We start from the raw sequence: 22,221 nt of genomic DNA, 5'->3' as shown, positions 1-22,221 counted from the left end.
CTGGCCCGTGGGATCAAAAATCAGCACGAAAGGCCAAGCTGAGACTGCGTCCGGGCTGGCTGTAGAAATCAACGCCCACCGGGTTGCTCGCATCCGCCTGGCGGATGTCGCTCCAGAGCCAATACTTCTTGTCAAAGACGTTGTTCATGGCTACGGTCAGTTGTGCATGGCGGCCGACCTTCCACCACACAGACACATCGCTCACGGCGTAGCCGCCGGGACGAAACCACGCGCCCGCCGAGTCATCGGTGCGGTCCTTGTCGCTGGCTGCGCGCATGCGCCCTTCCACGCCCCACTCGCCAAAATCGCGGGCCAAACTGGCACTCAGGCGCATGGGTTCGATGCTGTTGATGGGCGCGCCGGTTTCCTCGTTGCTGCCTTGGGCCCATGCCAGAGAACCGCTGGTGGACCAACCGGGCGCAAAGTCCCAGCTCGCGCGGGCTTCCGCACCAAAGATGCGCACCTTGCTCAGGTTGACGGACTGGTACGTGGTGCCCAGTCCCGAGATGCAATTCGGATTGCCGGGGCAAGTCAGCTTCACGCTGTCAATGAAGTCCTGGTAGCGGTTGTCAAACACGCTGAATTGGCTTTTGAACTTGCCGCTGCCTACACGCACGCCCAGCTCCATGCCAATGCTGGTTTCCGGTTTCAGGTCTGCATTGGGTGTGACGCCGTAGCTTTGGGCCGTGTTGCGGAATACGCCATTGACTTCGTTGTAGTTGGGCGCCCGGAACCCACGCGAGATTTGCCCGAACGTGGAAACTGCAGAGTCAAACTTCCAAACGCCACCAATCTTGGGCGACAAACCTGCTTGGGTTTGGGAAGCAGCCTGCCGGTTGTTGAGGGTAAGGATTTGCTGCGCGAGCACATCCACCTCCGGCGTCAACCGTGTCTGGTCAAAACGGATGCCAGGCGTCAACGAAAGCTTTCCACCAGCCAGGCCCGAAATTTCATCTTGAAAATACACCCCTATCGTGTCGGTGGTGCCAATGGCGAAATCTCGCAAGGGATAGTTTTCACCGGCCAACGATTTGGTGAAGGTGCCGGTGGTACGGTTCCACACCCGTGTGTCTCGCAGTTCTTCCACACGTGTGCGACTCAGGTCTGCGCCGTAGGTCAGCATGTGATCCACGCCACCCGCGGACAACAGTTTTTCCAATTGAACACCTGTACCCAATACAGACTGGTTCAACGTGAAATCGCTTTCGATGTAGCAGTTATTGACACCGGCAGTCGTCGCAGAGCAAGTCGCAGTGGTATTCGTGCGGTTTTGGAAGTTGTAGTTCTGGGTGCTGGAATCTTGTTGGTAAAGGCGCGCGGTCAACCGGTCATAGATCGGCAGATTCGTGGGGCTGTGCTCCCACTCCAAGCTGGTGCGCATGCGTCGCGCATTGTCTTCACCATTGACAGAACTGACCCGTGGCAATGACGATGCCATGCGGTAGATATTGGAGTCCACCTGCTGGTCGTGGCCTTCCAGCATGGCAGATATTTTGTGCCCCGTTGCGGGCTGGAACGTGACTTTTCCGAGCACGCCATGGTCTTCGGATTTCAACCGATTGGGGGTGCTGCGGCTCACCGATGTGCCACCCACACTTCCCATATTCGCCATCTCTTTGCCAGTCGCGTGGCTGTAGCCCAGCAACACTTCGGCCGAACTGTCCCGAAACGCACCCAGGACGGTTTGATTCAGTCCTTCGTTGGCACCGGTGTAGCCACCAATCAAACGCACGCCGGTAGATGCGCCGTCTTTCAGAATATCGGCAGGGTCCAACGTGACATAGCCCACCACCCCACCAATGGCGTCCGAACCATACAGACTGGAAGAAGGCCCACGCACGATTTCGATGCGCTTCAAGAAATCTGGCAGCACAGCGGGAGCCGCACTTTGGGTGAAGTTGGTGGGGCCACCACCGTTGTAAAAGTCACCCAAACGCACACCGTCCACCAAAGACACCACGCGGTTGTCTTCAATGCCACGGATGTTGATGCGCGTGGCGCCATGACGGCGCAAATCGCGAGCAAAGGCCACGTCAGACTCGTCTTTGAACAACTCACTCTCATCGGCAACCAACGTAGCGCTCGGCTTGGTGCGATCGATGCTGGTCACCGTGGCCGTAGTGTTGTCGATGTCCGTTGCGTTGCGCGTGGCCGTGACAACCACTTCTTTGAGTTTCACCACCTCACCATCAGCGGCGGGTTGCGCGAATACCGTGCTGCCCCACACCAACCCCAAACACAAGGACAGTTTGGTTAAAGAAAACTGCCCCGACATACCTGCACAAGCCATACACATCACCCATAGAAAACAAAGGTTTCACATTGGCTGGCTGGGCACTGGACTTGGGCGTCTTGCTGACACCGGACTGGGGACTTAGCTTGCTACTCGAAGTCTTTATTCTACTTGAGAAGTATTCGCATTTAGATTTGTAACGAAATTTATTTCACGTGGAAGGCTCGCCCAGCGTGACTTCCCTCGCCAACGATTTGGGCGCCGCGATCTGCGCCAAACCACGCTCCAGAGACGATGCGCTGGGGTTCTCGACAAACACGCAACGTTTGCCGGTGCGCTTGCAAAAATCCTTCACACGCCAATACGCGTTGTGGCTGATGCAGCCGGTCTGGCAAATCACCAAATCCGCGGCGGCCAAGTTGGCGTCCAGCACCGACGCGTTGTCTTCCACCCCGCCATCGTGGTGGGCAAAGCGACCGCCCACGCGCTCCACCACGTCGCGGTAGTTGGCAATGTTGCCGCTGCGCCCGCCTACGCACAGCACCATCTTCTGGTGCAGCTGGATCACCATGGCCTGCACGCCAACGAGGGCGCCCTCTTCTGGGCTTGGCACCGACTCACGCGGCACGGCGCCGCCGGCAGCCTTTTCGGCCACAGCCAACTTGCGCCGCAACTCGGCGTTCTGGCCTTCCAGTTCGACTTGGCGCTGCGCCATCTGGTCCAACCGCCTTTGCAGGCGCTGCTTGTCTTCCAGCTCAGGGATCGAGGTTTGCAGGGCTTCCAGATCCTGCGCCATGAAGTTGATGCGGCTGTCCTTGGCGATGGCATCGGCCCGGGCTTGCACCAACAAGGCGTTAAGGCGCTCGATATCTGCGGTCTTCTGGCTGATTACGCGCGTGATGCGCTCTTGCACTTTGCCCAACTCGCGCGTCAGCACCGCGTTCTCTTCCGCCAAAGCATTGAAGCGCGTCATCTCCAGTCGCACGCCGGCTCCTGCCTGGTGCTGGAACATGTGCAGGTCTTTGCACATGGCCTCTTGCAACGGCACATCGCAACGCGGGTGGGTCAAGGCCGCCCAAAAGGCACCCGCCACATCCCCGGCTTTCAGCGACTTGATCCAAAAGTCGGCCACCGCCAGCGTGCTCTTGGCTGTCTTGAACCAGAGGATCTCGCGTGCATAGCGCGCGTCCAGCTCGGCCTGCATCAGCTCCGACAGTTTGGAGCGGCGCGCACATTCAGACACGGCACCGGCGTGCACCTCGTAGTCATTGGCCACGGCACTGCCGCCCAGGGCCTTGTTGACCAGCCGGCGCAGCACGTCGATAGGCAGACTTACTCCCACCAGCGGGCAGTGGCATTGGTGGCCCAAATCCCAGAGGCGTTTGCGCCGGGAGCCCTGGGCCGGAGCTGCAGCGGTCTCGTGGTGACAAAAGCCACCGTGGCTGTGTTCATTGACAGGCATGGATGGACCTCCAAATGCTATCTTTTCAATAGCTGCTTGCGCATTGTTGACGGGGGCTATGGGCATTTTTTACTCTGCAGGCACTGCAAGGCGCTTACGCCAGGGCAGCACCGGACTGGCGGGCTTGTTACGGGGTCGGGAACTCAGCGTGGGGACCTTGTCCGCCACGTCTGTGTCTGCAGCGGGTGTGCAGCAGTCACACCACGACTGGTAGGTGCGCCAGCCGTAGACCGACGCCACCAAGCGCTGCGTGTGCCCTGGGGCCGGAGTTGTGCTCATTGCACGGCCTCCGGGCTGCTGTGCCACAAACCGCGTTCTGTACTGGGCAGTTGGGCCAGCGGGCTGCTCTGACTTTGGCTAACCCAGCGGCCACGCAGAGACCACAGCAGGGTCTTGAAGCCGGGCGACAGCATGGGGTCCTCGGTCAGGGCGGTCAGGTTTGAGACGATCTTTGCCACCATGGCTTCGCGGTGTGCGCCGCAGCAGGCCTGCACATGGCCAGTCATCAGCGCCAACGTGCCAGCCAGCAAGGCTTCGGCACAGGGCATGGTGTATTCCTCGGTGGTACTGGGTGTGACAGGGGTGCTTTGCATGGCGTCTCCTTGGGTCCTTCTGTGGGCCTGCGATGTATTTCGCATGGTTTTCAGTATATGCGAATCATTCTCATTTGCAAAACCATTTAGATTCAAAGGAATTTCTCTCATATCCGCAGCACAAAACGCTGGAACACCCCGCGGCGCTGGCCATAATGCGGGTTTGATTCAAAGGAGTTCCCCATGAAAGGCGACGCACAAGTCATTGGCCATTTGCAGGCCCAACTGAAGAACGAACTCACCGCCATCAACCAGTATTTCTTGCACTACCGCATGTACAAGCACTGGGGTCTGGAGAAGCTCGCCAAGAAGGAATACTCTGAATCCATTGGAGAGATGAAGCATGCAGACCTGCTGATGGACCGCATCTTCATGCTCGATGGCCTGCCCAATCTGCAGGACATGGCGAAGATCCTGGTCGGCGAAGACGTGCCCGAGTGCCTGGCCTGCGACCTGAAAGCGGAAGTAGGCGCGCAAGCCACGATCAAGGCCGGCATCGCCCACTGCGAATCGGTGCGCGACTATGTCTCACGTGATCTGCTGCAAAAAATCCTGGACGACACCGAAGAGCACATCGACTTTCTGGAAACCCAGATCGAACTCATCGCCAAAGTCGGTTTGCAAAACTACTTGCAGAGCCAGATGGGCGAGCTGTCCTAAGCCGCCCCCACTTTTTCATCGCACAGCCAGCATTCGCTGGCTTTTTTTGCGTCACAAATGAGAACGATTTGCATTATTATGTGGCCCAAGATCACTTTGCACCATTGAAAGGCTTTCATGCACAAGCGTCATTTCCTCCAGGCCAGCCTGCTCAGCGTCGCCATGTTGCTGGGCGTATCCGCCCACGCTCAGACCACCGAGCCCAAGGCCGTGGTGCAGCAGTACGCTGCCCTGGTGTATGCCAACTACAGTGACGTGCTGACCAGCGCCCACGCCCTGCAAAAGGCCATCCATGCTTTCACGGCCGCCCCTTCGGAACAAGGCTTGGCGGATGCCCGCAAGGCCTGGCTGGCCGCGCGCGAGTTTTACGGCCAGACAGAAGCCTTCCGCTTCTACAGCGGCCCCATTGACGACGCCAAAGGCCCCGAAGGTCGCCTGAATTCCTGGCCGCTGGACGAGTCCTATATCGACCGCGTGGTGGGCAAGCCCGCGTCGGGCATTGTCAACAACCCCAAGGTCAAGATCAACAAGGCCAGCTTGGCCAAACTCAATGAGCGCGGCGGTGAGGAAAACATCGCCGCCGGCTGGCACGCCATCGAATTCCTGCTCTGGGGCCAGGACCTGAGCGAAACCGGCCCCGGTGACCGCTCGTTTGAAGACTATGTGACCGGCAAGGCCCCCAATGCGGACCGCCGCCGTGCCTACCTGAACACCGTCACCGAACTGCTGATCGACGACCTGGGCTACCTCGTCAAAGCTTGGCAACCATCGGCCAAAAACTACCGTGCCAAGTTTGAGCAAGGCGGCATCCAGTCCGTACGCAAGATGATCGTGGGCCTGGGCTCGTTGTCGCGCGGCGAGCTGGCCGGTGAACGCCTGGAAGTGGCGATGAACACCCAGGACAAGGAAGACGAGCACTCCTGCTTCTCCGACAACACCCACCGCGATGTAGTGGCCAATGCCCAGGGCATTGAAAACGTTTGGTTGGGCAGCTATAAGCGCCTGGACGGTAGCGTGGTGCAAGGGGCTTCGCTCAAGGACCTGGTGGCCGTCAAAGATGCGGCTTTGGCCGACAAGGTGAGCAAGCAGATCGCCCAAAGCGTGGCCAACGCCAACGCCATCCAGGCCCCGTTTGACCGCGAAATCGTGGGCAACAAGGACGCGCCTGGCCGCATCCGCGTGCAAAAGACGATTGACAGCCTGGTGCAACAGTCCAAAGACATCACCGAGGCCGCAGCGGCCCTGGGCATCACCAAACTGGCCCAGACCAAATGATGCGGGCCCGTCAAAAAGTCGGCATGGCGCTGACTGTGGCGGGCGCCATTGCAGCGTTGACATGGCCCCTATGGGGCCACAGCGATACCGACCTCTCCGGCGTGGTTCAGGGTGAACTCACGGCCGGCGAGGCCACTGCCTTTGCGACCGGGCGCAACGCCTTTTCCATGCCCCTGCCCACGCTGGACGACGACGAGCGTGCGCGCTTTGCCGTGGGCAATTCTTTCTTCCGCCGCAACTGGGTGGAGGCCCCCGCCTCCACCACCGCCCGCGATGGCCTGGGGCCGCACTTCATCGCCCGCTCCTGCGGCGGCTGCCATGTGCAGGACGGCCGTGGTGCCCCGCCCGATTTCCGCAAGGGCCTGAGCGAACCACCGGTGGCCCTGCTGATACGCCTGTCCGTCCCTGGCGTGGGTGAACATGGCGGCGTGGTGCCCGACCCTGTGTATGGCGACCAGCTCAACAACGCGGCCATCCAGGGCGTGCAACCCGAAGGCCAGGTACGCATTCGCTACCAAAACCTGCACGGGAAATTCGCCGACGGCACGGCGTACACCTTGCGCAAGCCGCTTTACAGCCTGACGAACCTGGCCTACGGTCCGCTGGCGCCCGGCGCCCTGCTGAGCCCGCGCATTGCGCCGCAAATGGCAGGCGTGGGACTGCTTGAAGCGATTGCCGAACAAGACATTTTGGCCAACGCCGCAGTTCAGGCTGCCGCGCCGGGCCCGGTCAAAGGCCAGCCCAACCGCGTGTGGGACGACTTTGCCCAGGCCCTGCGCATTGGCCGCTTTGGCTGGAAAGCCAACCAGGCCAGCGTGGCCAGCCAGACGGCGGGCGCCTTCCTGGGGGACATGGGAATCACCTCCACCCAGCACCCAGATGAGGCCTGCACCCCCACGCAGAAAGATTGCCTCGCCGCACCGCGTGGCGCCCTGGGTAAAGCCCCCGAGATCGACGACCGCACACTGTCCGACGTCATCTTCTACGAGTCCACCCTGGCCCCCGCCGCGCGACGCAATGTGAACGATGTGAATGTGCTGCGCGGCCAAGCCCTGTTTGCCCAGGCCCAGTGCAGTGCCTGCCACCGCCCCAGCTACACCACGGGCGAAGCGCCGTTCCCGCGTTTGACCAGCCCCAAAGTGCAGGGCCAGAAGATCTGGCCCTATACCGACCTGCTGTTGCACGACATGGGCCCGGACCTAGCCGACGGCCGCCCGGACTTTGCTGCAAACGGCCAGCAATGGAAAACACCGCCGCTATGGGGCGTGGGCCTGGTGCATGAGGTGAACGGCCACCGCAGACTGATGCACGACGGTCGCGCCAACGGCGTGCTGGAAGCCATCCTCTGGCACGGCGGTGAAGCGCAGGCTGCCAAGCACAATGTGCTGCAACTCAACGCCCGCGACCGGCAGGCGCTGATCGCCTTTGTGGAGTCCCTGTGAAACGACGCGCCCTTCTCGCCTGCATGCCTTTTGGCGCGCTAGCCCTCATGGATATTGCGCAAGCAGCTCCTAAAAGCGTAGCAGCCCAAACCTCGTTTGACAGCTGCGCCGGAACGTCGGCCAGCACGGGTCCCTTCCTGTCTGCGCGCCAACGGGTGCAGGCACTCTTGCAGGGCCATTACATTCCGGCGGCCGAAGCCTTGCAGCAAAGCGCGACCGCGCTTTACCAATCGTTGGCCCAGCCCGCCACGCAGTGGCAAACCCAGCAACCCTTGTGGGTGCAGACCATGTTGCATTGGGAGCGCTTGGCCGCCGTGGCCGTCGGGCCGCTGCTGGAGCGCCGCGCCGCACGGTCCATCGATTTCTGGCCCACGCGGCCCGCGCAAATCCAGCGCCAGCTGGATGCCAACGCGGCCAGCCCTTTGACACCCGAACAGATTGAATCCGTAGGCAGCGCTGCCCGGGGACTGCCCGCGCTGGAGTGGATGTTCTGGCGTCTGCCCGCCACCCCATCCAGCCAACACTACGCCCAGCTGCTGACACAGCACATCCTGAACGAATGCACCCTCTTGCTGGACGGCTACCGCACCATGGCCACGGCGCCACGCAGCGAAGAAGAGGCCGCGGCACTCTATGGCGAGTGGTATGGCCAAGCCGTGGGCGGACTGGACCAGCTGCGCATCAAGAAGATGGTGCCCGATACGCGTGGCAAAGAAGTCTCGCTGTGGGTGCGCGGCGTGAGCGGGCAAACCGCCGCCGCCTGGCAGGCCCAGCTGCAAGGCCTACAGGCGTTTCTGGTCGGATCTGCCGCCGCACAGGCCGCACGGCCCGACTGGCCGGTGGCCGGCAGCCTGCAGGGCTTGCTGCTGGGCAATGACACGCCCCAGCCCAGCCGACAGCTGCAACGCCTCACCCTGGCGGCACTGCGCAGCGGTGCGCGTGCACGGCCCGACAATGCCGCATCACTGCGCACAGCCCATCAGGCGCTTGCGCAACTCTCGCAGTTCCTGAGCGGCCTGGCCGACACTGTGCTGCACATCAGCATGGGTTTTACCGACGCTGATGGTGACTGAACACCCCACGCGCCGCAGCCTGTTGGCCCAGGCGGCCCTGTTGGGCCTGGGCGCCAGCGCCTGGGGCAGCCAGGCCGCCCCACCCACCCCACCCCGTGTGCTGACCGCCTGGATGCGCGGCGAGCAATCTTGGGCCGGGGTGTGGTCACCCGGCCAGCCACCCCGCGGCATCGCCCTCCCCGCGCGGGCCCACCAGTTGCTGCTGGTGCCCAGCAGCCGTGGCCCGGCGCAGCAGGCGTTGGTGCTCGCGCGGCGTCCCGGCGAATACCTGATGCGCATGGATGTGCAGCGCGGCCGGGCCCTGCAATGGCACACCATGGAAGACGACCGCTACCTGGGCGGCCACGTTGCGCTGTCGGCCAGCGGCAAGACGTTTTTCACCACCGAGACCGATGGCGAAACCGGCCAGGGCCTGCTTGCCGAGCGTGATCTGCTGAGCCTGGAAAAGCTGCGTGAATTTCCCAGCGGCGGCATTGGCCCCCACGCCCTGCTGCTGGAGCCTGCCGGCACCGTGCTGGTGGCCAACGGTGGCATTCTGAACCTGCCCGAAACCGGGCGGCGCAAGCTCAACGTGGGCCGCATGGAGCCCAACCTCACGCGGCTCGATGCGGCAACGGGGGCCGCACTTGCGCAGTACCGCCTTGAAGACCCTTATCTCAGCCTGCGCCATCTGGCCATCGCGCCCAACGGCACCGTGGCCGTAGCCTTGCAGGCCGAACACGCCGCCCCCGTAGCACGCAGCCGCGCCCCGGCACTGGCGCTGCTGGAGGGAGAGCAACTGCGTGCCATCCCTTGGGATGCGGCCACCGGTGCGCCACCCGCCTGGGATGGCTATGCGGGCGACGTCTGCTGCACGGCAGACCGCTTTTGGATCAGCGCCCCGCATGCGGGCTGGCTGGCATCGTGGACGCACCAGGGCCACAGCCCGCAAAGCCAGGTGTTGCCCGGTGCAGGTGCGCTGGCGGCCGATGGCGGGCGGTGGATGGTGGGCGGGGACGAAGCCGCCTTGCTCTACCGTGACGGTGCGCAACAACCCCTGCGTTACGGTGTGCACACACCGTGGGATAACCACGCCACATTGCTATCGTTTTAGTAGCTACTCGCGCAATGAAAATGGAGGCTAGAGCCCCATTTCTTTCTTAACGGCTTGCCGCCGCCGGTTTGGGAGCTGGCAGGAGTTTGAACTCCACCATGGCCTCTTTGCGGTACTGCTCCAGCAAGCCTTCGGCCTTCATTTTTCTCAGCGTGGTTTCAATCTGCGGCAGCAAGGCGGCATGCTTGCGTTGCAGGTAAAAGTACAGCGGCAGTGGCTCACCGATGCTGAGCACCTTGATGGGCGGCGGCAGGCCATTCAACTCCTGCCCACTGGCATCCGACAACACAGCTAGGTCGATCCCGCAGTGCAGGTCGTTGCGCCCATGGTGCAGCAGGTTCAGCGCATTGATAGTTGTCGTGACGTCGACCACACGGCTGGCCGGCAACAAGCCTTGCAGCAGGCGTTCGCACTCCACCACCCCACGCGTGAAGTTCACCGACCATCCCGAGTCCGGCAACTGGTCCAGTCGCTGCAACGTGTATTTGGGGTTGACGGCCCAGAGTGCAAACCCGATGGACAAGATCTGCTCGTCCACGCGAATCAGGCCGGGCTGGCTCTCGGCAAATGCCAAAGGGCGCGCCACATCCCCATCAATGCGGTCCGACGCCAGCTCCATGCTCAGGCGTGCTGAGGGCGTGGTGCGAATCTCCAGCGGAATGCCCAGGCGGCTGAACAGCTCCTGGTAGGTACGGCGCAGCAGGCGCCCCACATAATTGTTATCCGGACGCGAGGTTCCCAGCACCAGCAGAGGCGGCACTTGGGCATGCGCAGCGCATGCAGCAATCAGCAGGACCCATCCGGCCAGCATGGCCCCTAGCCAACGCCCGCCCTCGTCCCACGTCCCCCTTGTAGCGGGCGGTTTCATGGTGACTCCATTCACAACGACTGCCCGCAGTATCACCCAGCCCCGCTGCAAGCCGAGTTGTCGCGCGGTGGCCAATGTCACATAAATGGCAAAAAAATCGACATATTTCTTTACACTGAATACAAATGCGATGGATTCTCATTTAGAATTCACTTATCAAAAATTAGCCACTTACTGATTCACCATGATTGTTTGTGTTTGCCGCCGCGTCACGGAAAAAGAGATCGCTCTGCACGCCAGCGAAGGCAAGGGCTTCGACGACATCCAATTCGAACTGGGGGTTGCCTCCCAGTGCGGACGGTGCGAAGACTGCGCCCGCGAAGTTATCGACCAATGCCATGCCCAAGCCAGCCTTGCAACGCAAACCTGGATGCCCATCGCGTTGTCCATGCACCGGTAATCAGTTGCTTTTTTTTACCGCAAACAAGAACGCTTCTTGTTTACACCCCGTTAGTTTTTTATAGCAAGCCACTTCAGGCGGCCTTTTTAGGCAGTTCTGACATAGCCAGCCAGCCCTCCACCCAGACGACTTAGCGCTATGCCACAACTTGCCCCTGCTTCTCCCCTCCCCCGCCCGAACACCCCGCACACGGCCCCCTTGCTTCCGTTGGGCGCCATGCTCCTAGCCGGCTCCATGAGTGCTATGGCGCAACAAGTCAACGACGCTGAGGTCAAAACTCTCAAGCCGGTCACGATCGTTGAAAAAGCCGAAGAAGCCCAGGGCAAAGACTCGGTGCGCGCCACGACCACCACGATCGGCAAAGGCAAGCAGGATTTACGTGATATCCCGCAATCCATCACCGTGGTAACCGAGAAGCTGATGGATGATCGCAATCAAGAGACCTTGAAGGACGTGTTGCACAACACCGCTGGTGTGACCTTCCAGGCCGCCGAAGGTGGCGAAGAAGACATTCGCCTGCGAGGCTTTTCACTCGCGACCACCGGCGACATTTTTCTGGATGGCTTGCGCGACCCTGCGTTCTATGACCGTGACACTTTTAACAACGACCGCATTGAACTTTTGCGAGGCTCCGCGTCCATGTTGTTTGGTCGTGGCTCCACGGGGGGGGCAGTCAATCAGGTAAGTAAACAGGCACGTGCCATTGACGAGAGCGAAGTCACCACTGCATTGGGTAGCTACAACTATCGCCGCGTTGCCGGTGACTTCAACATCAAGACTGGCGAAGACGCAGGTCTGCGAATCAACGCCATGGTGACCAAAGCGGACAACAACGCTGCTGGCGCCAAAATCGACAAAAAAGGCTTGGCCGCAAATTACCGCTTCGGTATTGGTACCACGGACGAATATTCCGTCAGTGTGTATACCCTAGATAACAACAATGGCATGAACCTTGGTGTGCCGTGGCTTTTGGCAGCCCCAGGCTCATCCGAGCGCGCAATGTTGAACGTGAACCCGTCCAACAATTATGGTCTGGCCAGCGACTACAACAGAAGCACAGCCAACCATTTGACGCTTAGCCACACCCATCGCTTCGATGACGACAGCGAACTCAAAACCCAAGTGCGTAATGGGGTTTACACCCGGGATATGCGCACGGACACTCTAAATTACGCCGCTGGTACTAACGCGAGCAATGTTTCTGACTCTACCGTGCTGAACCACAGCAATAACAACGGTCGGAACAAGATTCAAGATTTTCATGGCACCTACGCGCAGAGTGACTACAGCAACAAGTTCATTGCTTTAGGCTACAAACATGAGCTGCTGACTGGGGTGGACCTAGCCATGGAGGCAAAAAACACCTACACCCCCACTGGAACATCTAACAAGGCGGCGACCACCGTAGGAACCCCCAACACCAACGCGTCGTACGACGAGAACGGTCGCCCGATTGCAAAATCTGGTGTCTTTGAGGCTGACAACATCGGTTTCTACGCCCAAGACTTGGTGCAAGTGGCGGAACATTGGAAGGTCTTGGGCGGACTTCGCTATGACCGTATGCGTGGGAATTTCGCAAGCTACGACACTGCCACCGGCAAGATGAACGGCGCATACGACCAAAGTATTGGCGACTGGAGCCAACGTCTAGGTGCGTTGTATCAACCCAATGAGCTCACTTCTTATCACTTCTCCTACGGCACGTCGTTCAATACCTCTGCTGACACATACTCCTATGCGGCGAACACTGCAAACGCTGCACCTGAGCAAAGTAGAAATATTGAGTTGGGAGCCAAGCTTGATAGTGCTGACAAGCGTTTCAGCACACGCTGGGCAATATTCCATTCCACAAAATTCAATGAACGTAACACGGATCCAGATTCGGCTGCGGCTACCCAGCTACTATCCGGCCGGCGCAGCACTGCGGGCGTAGAACTAGACATTTCAGGCATGCTGACCAATAAGTGGGAGATATTTGGGTCCTACATGTGGATGCCTCACGCTAAAGTGGAAGCAGCGGCTCCCTGCCCCGCGACGGGCAATTGCACTCAAGCGGCAAACAGTACCAACGCAGAAGGTTCGCGCCCAGGATTGACCCCGGTCCACAGTGGCACCGTATGGAGCACATACCAGCTGACCCCCGAATTTCGCTTCGGTGGCGGCATCAACTTCCGCAGTGAAGAGTACGCAAATACCAACCGTGACGTTCAAACCCGCCCCTACGCCACGCTGGATCTGATGACCGAATATAAGTTCTCTGAGAAAGTCACTCTCAAAGGCAACTTGATCAATGTCACCGACAAGCTGTACGCGGATGCCGTCTACAACGGCCACTACCTGCCAGGTGCCGGTCGTAATTTGCAGGTCACCATGAACATCAAGTTCTAAAGCCTTTTAGTCCACCAAAGCTAGCCGCCGCCATGCTCCTGCACCTGCCTGACATCCTCAATCCTGAAGAAGTTGCCCTAGCCCAAACCCTGCTAGCCGCAGCCCCTTGGGTGGATGGCAAGGCGGGGGCGGGGGAGCAGGCCAAGCAGGTGAAGAACAACGAGCAGTTGGACCATGACAGCGAAGCGGCGCGCACCATCCGTGCGATGGTGCTGCGCGCACTGGACCGCAGTCCTACGTTTTTCTCGGCGACCTTGCCCAAGAAAGTGTTTCCGCCGCGCTTGAACCGCTATGGCGGCGACAGCAATTTTTACGGCAACCATATCGACGGCTCGGTGCGCTACACCCCGGGCACCGGCGTGCGTGTGCGTACCGATGTGTCGTGCACCGTGTTCCTGTCCAACCCGCAAGACTATGACGGTGGCGAGTTGTGCATTGCCGACACCTATGGCGAGCAGGCGATCAAGCTGCCCGCGGGCCACATGGTGCTCTACCCCGGCACCAGCCTGCACCAGGTGAAGCCGGTCACGCGGGGCCACCGCGTCGCGTGTTTTTTCTGGATTGAGAGCATGGTGCGCAGCGATGAGCAGCGGCGCACCCTGTACGAGCTGGACATGAACCTGCTGGGCCTGCGCCAGCGCCTGGGGGAGTCGGATGAAACCACGGCGCTCACCGGCGTGTACCACAACCTGCTGCGCATGTGGGCAGACACCTGAATCCTCCCCCCCCCCATTCCGACCGCCCGATTGCTGTTTTGACGCCTGCCCAAACAATGTCTACCAACGCCCTACGTTCTCCCAGCGCACTGCCCACGGTGAGCCGCAACACCACCATCGTCATCAGTGTGGTCGTGTTTCACGTTGCCGTGCTATGGGCCATGCAAAGCGGCCTGCTGCGCCGTGTGGCCGAAGTGATCGTGCCTGCGGAAATTCTGGTGGAGATGATGGCGCCGCCAGCCCCGGAGCAAAAGCCCCAGCCGCTGCCGCAACCCAAAGTCCAGGTCAAGGCGCCCACACCCAAGCCGACGTTGCCCACCCCAACCCCGGCCGTCGCACAACAACCCGCGCCCACACCTCTGGCGATCGCCCCATCGGCCAATGTCCCCGCGCCATCGGAAGCAGCGCCCACCGCGGTAGCGGCGACCCCGGCCAGCACCAACACGGGCCACACCTCCAACGCACCGCCTTCGCCCCCTGCACCGCCTAAGGTGGAACTGCCGTCCAGCGATGCGGACTACCTGAACAACCCCAAGCCCGCTTACCCCGCCATCAGCAAACGCCTGCACGAAACAGGCAAGGTAGTCATTCGCGTGCTGATTGGGACTGACGGCCAGGCCTCGCAACCCAGCATCAAAACGTCCAGCGGCTTTGAACGCCTGGACCAAGCGGCTTTGACCACCGTCATGAAATGGCGCTATGTCCCCGGCAAGCGCGGTGGCGTGGCCGAGGCCATGTGGTTTGACGTGCCCGTGAACTGGGTATTGAACTGATTTTTCTTGAATTTTTTGGAGTAGTTAAATGGAATCGCAACTCGGACTCATCACCCTCTGGACCCAAGGCGACTGGGTCACCAAATCCGTTGCAGTGCTGCTGCTGGTCATGTCACTGTCGTCATGGATCGTGATCCTGATCAAGGCACTGGACATCTTCAAATACAAATCGCTGGGCCAGCGCACCGAAACCTTCTGGCACAGCGAAGACTTCAGCACCGGCATGAAGGCCCTGGGCCAGCAAGACGGCAACCCGTTTGTGGAACTGGCTCACGCCGGCAAAGAAGCCACCGCCCACCACCGCAACACGCAAACCCAGCTGCACGACGCGCTGGACATCAGCGACTGGATCAGCCGCTCCCTGCGCAACAGCATTGATGACAGCACGGCCCGCTTCCAGAGCGGCCTGGCCATCCTGGCCTCCGTCGGTTCCACCGCGCCATTTGTGGGTCTGTTTGGCACGGTCTGGGGCATTTACCACGCGCTGATGGGCATCGGCGCTGCCGGCTCGGCCACCATTGACAAGGTCGCTGGCCCCATTGGCGAGGCGCTGATCATGACGGCACTGGGCCTGGCCGTGGCCATTCCCGCCGTGCTGGGTTACAACGCGCTGGTGCGTGGCAACAAGTCCATCCTGACCAAGCTGAACCGCTTTGCACACGACCTGCACGCCTACTTTGTGACCGGCGCCCGCGTGGGCAACAGCAATGTCGATGGCAAGGTCGTTGCCATGAAGAAGGCCTGAGGAACACCTATGGCCTTCGGAATGCAAGACGCCACCTCGGACGGTGATTCCGAGGTGATGAACGAAATCAACATGACGCCTCTGGTGGACGTGATGCTGGTATTGCTGATCATCTTCATCATCACCGTGCCGGTGATGAAACACGCGGTGAACGTGGAATTGCCCACGGCCACCAGCCAGCCACAAAACACCAAGCCCGAAACCCTGCAGCTCAGCGTGGATGCCCAAGGCGCCTACTTCCTGAACCAGAACGCCGTGGCAGTGGACACCCTGCCCGCCGTGCTGCAGGCCGAGGCCGCCAAGGACCCTCAGCCCGAGCTGCACATCCGCGGTGACAAGGCCGTGCGCTACGAGTTTGTGGCCCAGGCCATGGCCGCGGCACAGCAGGCCGGCCTGCGCAAGATCGGCTTCATCACCGAACCGAAGAACTGACGGCCGCCCCCCATGCTGCTCGTGCTGAAAACCCGGTTTGCCTGCTCTGCAGAGCGTTGCTTTGACGAAGTCAAAACCACGCGCCTGCTCATGCACATCGCCCAGCCGCTGGTCCACTTCACGCCCGTGGAACCCGCCACCTTGCCAGCGCAGTGGGAAGAGCGCGAGTACAAAGTGGCGATGCACCTGCTGGGGTTGGTCCCCATGGGCTACCAGGTGGTGCGCATCTCGGGCCAGGACCACACGGCCACCGCGGGCAAGTTTTCGGTGGAGCTGCGCGACAACGGTTCTGGCACGCTGATCCAGCGCTGGGACCACCGCATCCTCATCACGGCGGCGGATAAGGGTTGTGACTACACCGACCAGGTGGACATTCGCGCTGGTTTGCTCACGCCCTTCGTCTGGCTGTTTGCCTGGTTTTTTTACCGGCACCGGCAGCAGCGCTGGCAGCAGCTGATTCGCAGGAACTTCTCTTATGCCTGACGCAGCCATTCCTCCGTCCCCCGCCCCGCTGCCCTCTGTGCCGCAGACGGCCGCGCAGTCCGGCCAGGCTGTGCTGCAGTCCAGCGAATTGCTGGGTGCACGCCAGGCCATCGAGATCGAGCACAACGGCCAGCGCTACCGCTTGCAGAGCACCAAGTCGGGCAAGCTCATCCTAACCAAGTAGACATAAAAATAGCCGCTAGCCCCCGTGGAACGGGCGCCAGCAGCTATGATTTTGGTAGCAAAAGTGGATTACAGGCCGATGGCGGCAATGCCAGCCTTGGCAATTTGCGCATCCTCGCTGGACTTCACGCCGCTCACACCCACGGCGCCCAGGCACTGGCCGTCTTTCAGGATGGGCACGCCACCTTCCAGCATGCCATCCAGGTCAGGCGCGCTCAGGAAGGACACGCGGCCGCCGTTGATCATGTCCTCATAGACCTTGCTCTCGCGGCGGCCCAGCGCGGCCGTGCGGGCCTTGGCGGGGGCGATGTGTGCCGAGATGGGGGCCGCACCGTCCAGGCGCTGGTAGGACAGCAAATGGCCACCATCGTCCACGATGGCGATGCTCACGGCCCAGTTGTTTTTCAGCGCTTCGGCTTCGGCCGCGGCGGCAATGGCTTTGATGTCGGCAAATTCCAGAACAGGCTTGGTTTTCATGGTGTGCACTCTCTGCAGATGGGTGAAAACCCTGAGCATACCGTTTGCGCGGGGCGTTTTAAACGCCTGCCGCGCATAACAGCCCTGCATAAAACCCGGCCAATACAGGGCAATTTCACGGTCTTGCCCTTGTTAAACCCTAGAATGACTGCATCTGCACATTGCAGTTTTTCTGGAGGATCACTATGACCGATCGCACAACCACCATGGGCCAAAGCTTGGGCTATGGTGCATCCAACGCACAGCGCAACAAAGTGCTGCGCAACACCTACTGGCTTCTGTCCCTGAGCCTGGTTCCCACCGTGTTGGGCGCCTGGATCGGCGTGGCCACCGGCATCACCCAGTCCCTGAACGGCATTCTGGGCATGGTCGTGTTTCTGGCCGGCGCGTTTGGCTTCATCTACGCCATCGAGAAGACCAAAAACTCCGCAGCAGGCGTGCCCGTGCTGTTGGGCTTCACCTTCTTCATGGGCCTGATGCTCTCGCGCCTGATTGGCCACGTACTGGGCTTCAGCAACGGCGCCCAGCTGGTGTTCACCGCGTTTGGTGGCACTGCGGGTGTGTTCCTGGTCATGGCCAGCTTGGCTACCGTCATCAAACGTGACATTTCGGGCTTGGGCAAGTGGCTGTTTGTGGGCACCCTGGTGCTGCTGGTGGGTGGCGTGATCAACATCTTTGTGGGCAGCACTGCCGGCATGATGGCCATGTCCATGGCTGCTATCGGCATCTTCAGCGTCTACATGCTGTACGACATCAAGCAGATCATCGATGGTGGCGAGACCAACTACATCACCGCCACACTGGCCCTGTACTTGGACATCATCAACGTGTTCCAGAGCTTGTTGGCCCTGCTCGGCATCTTTGGTGGTGAGCGCGACTAAGCCCCGAACTGAGCGCCCCGCGCGCGCATAGGACAAGGCCCTTCGGGGCCTTTTTCTTTGGGCGCAAGGCCGGTTCACCTCAATACGCGCCAAAATCTGCCGATAAAAGACCTAGACCACTACTAGCCTTCATGACCGTACGCCCCTTTCTTCTGGCCCTGACCCTCTTCCTGTCGGGTTGCGATTTGCAAGCCCTGCTGGCCGACCCGCGTGTGGCCCAGCGCGAGGCCGATGCCAAGGCCATTGGCGGCGCCTGCCGCCACGGCCTGCGCAGCCTGGAAGACTGTTACGCCATGAACGAAAAAGCCTCCAAGGCCGCCGTATTCGCGGGCTGGAAGGACATGGACCAGTACATGCGGGACAACAAGATCGAGGGCGTCGCCCCCAAGGGCCTCAAGCCCGTGGGGGCCGAAGAAGCCATGATCACCGAGCCCAAGGAAGACAAGCCTGCCGACGATGGCAAGGCCAAGCCCAAAGCCAAGTCAGTGGCCAAAGTCACCGACAAGGCCGCGGAGAAGCCCGCAGCGCACTAAGCCGCTCAGGCCAGCTCAAACACCGCAATGCTCTCCACGTGCGCCGTGTGGGGGAACATGTTCACCACCCCCCCCTTGGTACAGCGGTAGCCCGCCTCCGTCACCAGCACGCTGGCATCGCGCGCCAACGTGGCTGGGTTGCAGCTCACGTAGACGATGCGCTGGGGCGGCGTCCAACCCTTGCGCAGCTCGGGCTGCTGGTGCAACGCGGCCAGCGCCTGCACCAGGGAGAACGCGCCTTCGCGGGGTGGGTCCACCAGCCACTTGTCGGCTGCGCCATCACCAATCAGCAACTCCGGCGTCATCTCAAACAGGTTGCGCGCTACAAATTTGGTAGCTGCCAGCGCATGTTTTACGGGGGCTAGAGGGTTGTTTGGCTCTGAGCCAGCAGCCACATTGAGCGCCAGGTTCTCGCGCGAACGTGCCACCAGCGCCTCGGCGCCCTCCACGCCCAGCACCTCACGCGCCTGCGTGGCCAGCGGCAGCGTGAAGTTGCCCAGGCCGCAGAACCAGTCGATCACGCGCTCGGTCTTCTGCACCGCCAGCAGGCCCAGCGCGCGCGACACCAGCACACGGTTGATGTGCGGGTTCACCTGGGTGAAATCTGTGGGGCGAAACGGCATCGTGATGCCAAAGTCGGGCAACTGGTAGGCCAGCTGGCCCGTGGTGTGGCCGGGCAGTTCGTCCAGCCGGTGCACGGTCTCCAGCCCCTTGGGCTGCAGCCACCATTGCAGGCCGGGGTTGATCGCCGCAAATGCACGCAGGCGGTTCAAATCGCCGTCAGACAGTGGCTCCAGATGGCGCAGCACCATGGCAATCACCTCGCCCTCGCCGCCATTGGCGCCCGCTGTGGGTGCCATATCGCCCATAGCCAGTTCGATTTGGGCCAGCGTCTCCACCGCGTCCATGGACTCGATCAGGCGGCGCAGCGGCACCAGCATGGCGCTCACATGGGGCGCCAGCACATGGCATTCCTTCATGTCGGCCACATAGCGGCTCTTGCGCTCATGAAAGCCAATCAGCACCTGCCCCTTTTTGCGCACATGGCGCACCGACAGGCGGGCGCGGTAACGGTAGCCCCAGGCCGGGCCTTCGATGGGGCGCAGGATGTTGTCGGGCTTGACCTTGCCGATGTGCCAGAGGTTGTCTTCCAGCACGCGCTGCTTCACCGCCACCTGGGCGCTCTCGTGCAGGTGCTGCATCTTGCAACCGCCACAGGCGCCTTCGTGCAGGCCAAAGTGCGGGCAAGTCGGGCGCACGCGCTGGGACGATTCCCGGTGGATCTCGGTCAGCGTGCCCTTCTCAAAGCTGCTCTTGCTGCGGTGGATCTGGGCGCTCACCACCTCAAACGGCAGTGCGCCATCAATGAACACCACCTTGCCATCGGGCCGGTGGGCTACGCCCTGGGCTTCCAGGTCCAGGGATTTGACGCGCAGCCAGCCTTCGGGCAGTGCGGCTTCGGTCGAGGTTTCAGGGGAGATCGGGGAAAGGGTGTCTGGGGAAATTACGTCGCTCATGCCTGAATTGTCTCAGGTACGCACATCGGGCCCGCGGCGGCACACGGGCTACATCAAAAATTCGCGTTTGATGCCACGGCGGGCCAGGTGGCGTTTGAGCTTGAACAGGGCCTCGTTTTGCACCTGGCGCACGCGTTCGCGCGTCAGGCCCAAGCGGCTGCTGATCACGTCCAGCGTTTCAGGCTCGCGGTCGTGCAGGCCAAAGCGACCCTCCAGCACCTCGCGCTCGCGCGGCGAGAGCGTGGCAATCCAGCTTTCCAGCAGGGTGTCCACCTCATGGGCATGGGCCGAGTCCTCGGGGTCCAGCGCCAACTCGTCCACCAAGCTGTCGCCCAGCGAATGCTCGTCGCCCGAGGGGTCCAGCGAGGCATCCAGCGAACGCGGTGCCTCGGCCATGGCCAGCAAATCCACAATGTCGGACGACTCACGCCCCAGCAGGGCCGCAATGTCTTCCGCGCGTATGCCCTCTGGGCGGCTGGCCACCAGGGCGGCGTCATTCTCCAGCGCCCGGCGTGCGCGCAGCACCTGCTGCACTTCGCGCACCACGTTCACCGGCAGGCGCACGGCACGGCCCTGGTACATCAGCGCACGGTCTACCGACTGGCGTATCCACCAGGTGGCGTAGGTGGAGAAACGAAAACCCCGTTCAGGCTCGAACTTGTCAATGGCGTGCATGAGCCCCAGGTTGCCCTCTTCGATCAAATCGGACATGGGCACGCCACGCCCCGTGTAGCCCTTGGCAATGCTGACGACCAGGCGCAGGTTGTGTTCGATCATGCTTTGCCGCGCGGCAAAGTCGCCGGCCCGGGCACGGGTGGCGGCAGCAAACTCTTCTTCGGGGGTGAACAGCGTGGTGCGACGTACGCCACGCAGGTAGATGGCGAGCGCATCGGCCGACTCGTCGCCGGGTTGCACCTCGCGGGCCAGGCGCTCCAGCTCTGTGGCCGCTATGATTTCAGGAGCTGCAGGCGCAGCGTCCATGGGGGCCATCGCCATATTTGGCTCTAAACCCAGCCCCGCGCTACGCTGGTCGACCGTGGGGTCGAATGGGTGTGCGCTGGGGGGCTTTTTCATGGCAGGCCTGCTATCTGGCGGGCAAGTACTTGGCCGGATCCACCGGCTTGCCTTGCCGGCGCACCTCAAAATGCAGCTTCACACGGTCGGCGTCGCTGTTGCCCATCTCGGCGATCTTCTGGCCCTTCTTCACGGTCTGGTCTTCCTTGACCAAGAGCGTCTGGTTGTGGGCATAAGCCGTGAGGTAGGTGTTGTTGTGCTTGAGGATGATCAGATTGCCATAGCCGCGCAGGCCGGCACCGGCATACACCACCTTGCCCTCGCCCGCGGCCAATACGGGGTCGCCCGCATTGCCACCGATGTCCAAGCCCTTGTTCTTCACTTCGTCAAAGCCGGCAAGCACGGTACCGCTGCCAGGCCAGATCCAGGCCACTTCATCATCACCACCCGAAGCGGGGGCGGGAGCCGGCGCCACCGGCTTGGTTGCCGCGGCGGCAGAAGCTGCGGGCGCAGGCGTGGCCGAGGAAGAAGCCGCGGCAGGTGCAGCAGCCGGTGCCGAGGCCGCCGGCAGGGCTGTGGTGGTGGCCACCGGGGCCGCCACGGGTTTGGCAGTCGCCACCGGAGTCTCGCCTGCCACAGGCGCCACCACGCGGATCACCTGGCCCACTTCAATCTTGTTGGGGTTGTCCAGCGCGTTCCAACGCGCAATATCCTTGTGGCTTTGGCCCGTTTCCAGCGCGATGCGGATCAGCGTGTCGCCGGGCTTGATGGTGTAGTAGCCGGCCTTGCCTGCATTCTCAAAGCCCGGGGGCTGCTTGACCGCCGCGGTGCGCGCATCCATCACCACCCCAGGCTTGCTACCCGCGGTATTACGGTCTTCCACAGGGGCGTGGTTCATGGGCGTAGAGCCGCAGCCAGACAGCACCAGCACAGCCACACCCACCGCAGATCCACCCCATTGACGCATACCGAACATAATT

24 protein-coding genes are annotated in these 22,221 nt (G+C 61.5%); 15 read left to right on the top strand and 9 right to left on the bottom strand.

Features of this window, described 5'->3' with window-relative positions; all coding sequences use genetic code 11:
- Nucleotides 1-13: 13 nt before the first annotated feature.
- The 4 genes from AC097R_RS11375 to AC097R_RS11360 all read right to left on the bottom strand — a co-directional run bounded on the left by AC097R_RS11375 (nt 14) and on the right by AC097R_RS11360 (nt 4,288).
- Nucleotides 14-2,179, bottom strand: a complete 2,166-nt coding sequence (locus AC097R_RS11375; protein ID WP_479598224.1) for a TonB-dependent hemoglobin/transferrin/lactoferrin family receptor — start codon at nt 2,177-2,179, stop codon at nt 14-16.
- A 265-nt stretch (nt 2,180-2,444) separates the two neighbouring features.
- Entirely contained in the window at nt 2,445-3,695 is a 1,251-nt protein-coding gene (locus AC097R_RS11370) for a DUF2325 domain-containing protein (RefSeq protein ID WP_479598223.1), read from the bottom strand.
- Between the two features lie 69 nt (nt 3,696-3,764).
- A complete protein-coding gene (locus tag AC097R_RS11365; RefSeq protein ID WP_479598222.1) occupies nt 3,765-3,974 on the bottom strand; it encodes a hypothetical protein in 210 nt (69 codons plus the stop codon).
- Complete coding sequence (locus tag AC097R_RS11360) at nt 3,971-4,288, bottom strand: hypothetical protein (protein ID WP_479598221.1); 318 nt, start codon at nt 4,286-4,288, stop codon at nt 3,971-3,973. The genes AC097R_RS11365 and AC097R_RS11360 overlap by 4 nt, the downstream gene beginning before the upstream one ends.
- Nucleotides 4,289-4,471: 183 nt before the next feature.
- Between AC097R_RS11360 and bfr the strand changes: the two genes are divergently transcribed.
- From bfr to AC097R_RS11335, 5 genes are all read left to right on the top strand, one after another.
- Nucleotides 4,472-4,948, top strand: a complete 477-nt coding sequence (gene bfr, locus AC097R_RS11355; RefSeq protein ID WP_479598220.1) for a bacterioferritin — start codon at nt 4,472-4,474, stop codon at nt 4,946-4,948.
- Nucleotides 4,949-5,110: 162 nt separating this feature from the next.
- Nucleotides 5,111-6,223: an imelysin family protein gene (locus AC097R_RS11350; protein WP_479599537.1), complete on the top strand. Its 1,113-nt coding sequence runs from the start codon at nt 5,111-5,113 to the stop codon at nt 6,221-6,223.
- Nucleotides 6,220-7,665, top strand: coding sequence for a di-heme oxidoreductase family protein (locus AC097R_RS11345; protein ID WP_479598219.1), 1,446 nt, complete (start codon nt 6,220-6,222; stop codon nt 7,663-7,665). Before AC097R_RS11350 ends, AC097R_RS11345 begins: the two co-directional genes overlap by 4 nt.
- Entirely contained in the window at nt 7,662-8,738 is a 1,077-nt protein-coding gene (locus AC097R_RS11340) for an imelysin family protein (RefSeq protein WP_479598218.1), read from the top strand. Before AC097R_RS11345 ends, AC097R_RS11340 begins: the two co-directional genes overlap by 4 nt.
- Nucleotides 8,731-9,831, top strand: a complete 1,101-nt coding sequence (locus AC097R_RS11335) for a DUF1513 domain-containing protein (RefSeq protein ID WP_479598217.1) — start codon at nt 8,731-8,733, stop codon at nt 9,829-9,831. The genes AC097R_RS11340 and AC097R_RS11335 overlap by 8 nt, the downstream gene beginning before the upstream one ends.
- A gap of 46 nt (nt 9,832-9,877) precedes the next feature.
- On the opposite strand, the gene AC097R_RS11330 is transcribed toward AC097R_RS11335, so the two are convergent.
- A complete protein-coding gene (locus AC097R_RS11330; protein WP_479598216.1) occupies nt 9,878-10,699 on the bottom strand; it encodes a substrate-binding periplasmic protein in 822 nt (273 codons plus the stop codon).
- A 184-nt stretch (nt 10,700-10,883) separates the two neighbouring features.
- Between AC097R_RS11330 and AC097R_RS11325 the strand changes: the two genes are divergently transcribed.
- The 8 genes from AC097R_RS11325 to hemP all read left to right on the top strand — a co-directional run bounded on the left by AC097R_RS11325 (nt 10,884) and on the right by hemP (nt 16,820).
- Nucleotides 10,884-11,099 carry a (2Fe-2S)-binding protein gene (locus AC097R_RS11325; protein ID WP_479598215.1) on the top strand — a complete coding sequence of 72 codons (216 nt, stop codon included), beginning with the start codon at nt 10,884-10,886 and terminating at the stop codon, nt 11,097-11,099.
- Nucleotides 11,100-11,342: 243 nt separating this feature from the next.
- Nucleotides 11,343-13,487, top strand: coding sequence for a TonB-dependent receptor (locus AC097R_RS11320; protein WP_479598214.1), 2,145 nt, complete (start codon nt 11,343-11,345; stop codon nt 13,485-13,487).
- A 32-nt stretch (nt 13,488-13,519) separates the two neighbouring features.
- A complete protein-coding gene (locus tag AC097R_RS11315; protein ID WP_479598213.1) occupies nt 13,520-14,203 on the top strand; it encodes a Fe2+-dependent dioxygenase in 684 nt (227 codons plus the stop codon).
- A gap of 56 nt (nt 14,204-14,259) precedes the next feature.
- The gene (locus tag AC097R_RS11310) at nt 14,260-14,976 is read left to right on the top strand and encodes an energy transducer TonB (RefSeq protein WP_479598212.1); all 717 of its coding nucleotides are present in this window, start codon (nt 14,260-14,262) and stop codon (nt 14,974-14,976) included.
- Nucleotides 14,977-15,004: 28 nt separating this feature from the next.
- Nucleotides 15,005-15,721 (top strand): MotA/TolQ/ExbB proton channel family protein, encoded by a 717-nt coding sequence (locus AC097R_RS11305; RefSeq protein WP_479598211.1) that lies wholly within the window; start codon nt 15,005-15,007, stop codon nt 15,719-15,721.
- 9 nt (nt 15,722-15,730) lie between these two features.
- On the top strand, nt 15,731-16,153 hold the full coding sequence (locus tag AC097R_RS11300; RefSeq protein ID WP_479598210.1) for an ExbD/TolR family protein: 423 nt from the start codon (nt 15,731-15,733) through the stop codon (nt 16,151-16,153).
- Between the two features lie 12 nt (nt 16,154-16,165).
- Nucleotides 16,166-16,636 (top strand): hypothetical protein, encoded by a 471-nt coding sequence (locus AC097R_RS11295; protein ID WP_479598209.1) that lies wholly within the window; start codon nt 16,166-16,168, stop codon nt 16,634-16,636.
- Nucleotides 16,629-16,820: a hemin uptake protein HemP gene (gene hemP / locus AC097R_RS11290; protein WP_479598208.1), complete on the top strand. Its 192-nt coding sequence runs from the start codon at nt 16,629-16,631 to the stop codon at nt 16,818-16,820. The genes AC097R_RS11295 and hemP overlap by 8 nt, the downstream gene beginning before the upstream one ends.
- Nucleotides 16,821-16,888: 68 nt before the next feature.
- Here the strand turns inward: hemP and AC097R_RS11285 are convergent, their stop codons facing one another.
- Nucleotides 16,889-17,296 carry a GlcG/HbpS family heme-binding protein gene (locus AC097R_RS11285; RefSeq protein ID WP_477887493.1) on the bottom strand — a complete coding sequence of 136 codons (408 nt, stop codon included), beginning with the start codon at nt 17,294-17,296 and terminating at the stop codon, nt 16,889-16,891.
- A 185-nt stretch (nt 17,297-17,481) separates the two neighbouring features.
- Between AC097R_RS11285 and AC097R_RS11280 the strand changes: the two genes are divergently transcribed.
- Both AC097R_RS11280 and AC097R_RS11275 read left to right on the top strand, forming a co-directional pair.
- The gene (locus AC097R_RS11280; protein ID WP_479598207.1) at nt 17,482-18,177 is read left to right on the top strand and encodes a Bax inhibitor-1 family protein; all 696 of its coding nucleotides are present in this window, start codon (nt 17,482-17,484) and stop codon (nt 18,175-18,177) included.
- Between the two features lie 131 nt (nt 18,178-18,308).
- Nucleotides 18,309-18,710, top strand: a complete 402-nt coding sequence (locus AC097R_RS11275) for a hypothetical protein (RefSeq protein WP_479598206.1) — start codon at nt 18,309-18,311, stop codon at nt 18,708-18,710.
- A 5-nt stretch (nt 18,711-18,715) separates the two neighbouring features.
- Here the strand turns inward: AC097R_RS11275 and rlmD are convergent, their stop codons facing one another.
- From rlmD to AC097R_RS11260, 3 genes are read right to left on the bottom strand one after another with little or no spacing between them, the layout of a single operon-like run.
- Nucleotides 18,716-20,227 carry a 23S rRNA (uracil(1939)-C(5))-methyltransferase RlmD gene (gene rlmD / locus AC097R_RS11270; protein WP_479598205.1) on the bottom strand — a complete coding sequence of 504 codons (1,512 nt, stop codon included), beginning with the start codon at nt 20,225-20,227 and terminating at the stop codon, nt 18,716-18,718.
- Nucleotides 20,228-20,275: 48 nt separating this feature from the next.
- Nucleotides 20,276-21,301 (bottom strand): sigma-70 family RNA polymerase sigma factor, encoded by a 1,026-nt coding sequence (locus AC097R_RS11265; RefSeq protein ID WP_479598204.1) that lies wholly within the window; start codon nt 21,299-21,301, stop codon nt 20,276-20,278.
- A 10-nt stretch (nt 21,302-21,311) separates the two neighbouring features.
- Nucleotides 21,312-22,217, bottom strand: a complete 906-nt coding sequence (locus AC097R_RS11260) for a peptidoglycan DD-metalloendopeptidase family protein (protein ID WP_479598203.1) — start codon at nt 22,215-22,217, stop codon at nt 21,312-21,314.
- Between the last annotated feature and the right edge of the window lie 4 nt (nt 22,218-22,221).

The organism is Rhodoferax sp. ZS1R25 (assembly GCF_056521335.1).
Note: the sequence above shows the minus strand (reverse complement) of the source record. Positions and strands in the feature narration are given on the sequence as shown.

Bases quoted from the DNA above. Each gene is read 5' to 3' on its own strand.
- AC097R_RS11320 (WP_479598214.1), top strand. From the start codon at position 11,343: ATGGCGCAACAAGTCAACGACGCTGAGGTCAAAACTCTCAAGCCGGTC.
- hemP (WP_479598208.1), top strand. From the start codon at position 16,629: ATGCCTGACGCAGCCATTCCTCCGTCCCCCGCCCCGCTGCCCTCTGTG.
- AC097R_RS11280 (WP_479598207.1), top strand. From the start codon at position 17,482: ATGACCGATCGCACAACCACCATGGGCCAAAGCTTGGGCTATGGTGCA.
- AC097R_RS11360 (WP_479598221.1), bottom strand. From the start codon at position 4,288: ATGCAAAGCACCCCTGTCACACCCAGTACCACCGAGGAATACACCATG.
- AC097R_RS11365 (WP_479598222.1), bottom strand. From the start codon at position 3,974: ATGAGCACAACTCCGGCCCCAGGGCACACGCAGCGCTTGGTGGCGTCG.
- AC097R_RS11370 (WP_479598223.1), bottom strand. From the start codon at position 3,695: ATGCCTGTCAATGAACACAGCCACGGTGGCTTTTGTCACCACGAGACC.
- AC097R_RS11285 (WP_477887493.1), bottom strand. From the start codon at position 17,296: ATGAAAACCAAGCCTGTTCTGGAATTTGCCGACATCAAAGCCATTGCC.
- AC097R_RS11265 (WP_479598204.1), bottom strand. From the start codon at position 21,301: ATGAAAAAGCCCCCCAGCGCACACCCATTCGACCCCACGGTCGACCAG.
- bfr (WP_479598220.1), top strand. From the start codon at position 4,472: ATGAAAGGCGACGCACAAGTCATTGGCCATTTGCAGGCCCAACTGAAG.
- AC097R_RS11350 (WP_479599537.1), top strand. From the start codon at position 5,111: ATGTTGCTGGGCGTATCCGCCCACGCTCAGACCACCGAGCCCAAGGCC.
- AC097R_RS11300 (WP_479598210.1), top strand. From the start codon at position 15,731: ATGGCCTTCGGAATGCAAGACGCCACCTCGGACGGTGATTCCGAGGTG.
- AC097R_RS11305 (WP_479598211.1), top strand. From the start codon at position 15,005: ATGGAATCGCAACTCGGACTCATCACCCTCTGGACCCAAGGCGACTGG.
- AC097R_RS11310 (WP_479598212.1), top strand. From the start codon at position 14,260: ATGTCTACCAACGCCCTACGTTCTCCCAGCGCACTGCCCACGGTGAGC.
- rlmD (WP_479598205.1), bottom strand. From the start codon at position 20,227: ATGAGCGACGTAATTTCCCCAGACACCCTTTCCCCGATCTCCCCTGAA.
- AC097R_RS11315 (WP_479598213.1), top strand. From the start codon at position 13,520: ATGCTCCTGCACCTGCCTGACATCCTCAATCCTGAAGAAGTTGCCCTA.
- AC097R_RS11260 (WP_479598203.1), bottom strand. From the start codon at position 22,217: ATGTTCGGTATGCGTCAATGGGGTGGATCTGCGGTGGGTGTGGCTGTG.
- AC097R_RS11275 (WP_479598206.1), top strand. From the start codon at position 18,309: ATGACCGTACGCCCCTTTCTTCTGGCCCTGACCCTCTTCCTGTCGGGT.
- AC097R_RS11325 (WP_479598215.1), top strand. From the start codon at position 10,884: ATGATTGTTTGTGTTTGCCGCCGCGTCACGGAAAAAGAGATCGCTCTG.
- AC097R_RS11295 (WP_479598209.1), top strand. From the start codon at position 16,166: ATGCTGCTCGTGCTGAAAACCCGGTTTGCCTGCTCTGCAGAGCGTTGC.
- AC097R_RS11345 (WP_479598219.1), top strand. From the start codon at position 6,220: ATGATGCGGGCCCGTCAAAAAGTCGGCATGGCGCTGACTGTGGCGGGC.
- AC097R_RS11330 (WP_479598216.1), bottom strand. From the start codon at position 10,699: ATGAAACCGCCCGCTACAAGGGGGACGTGGGACGAGGGCGGGCGTTGG.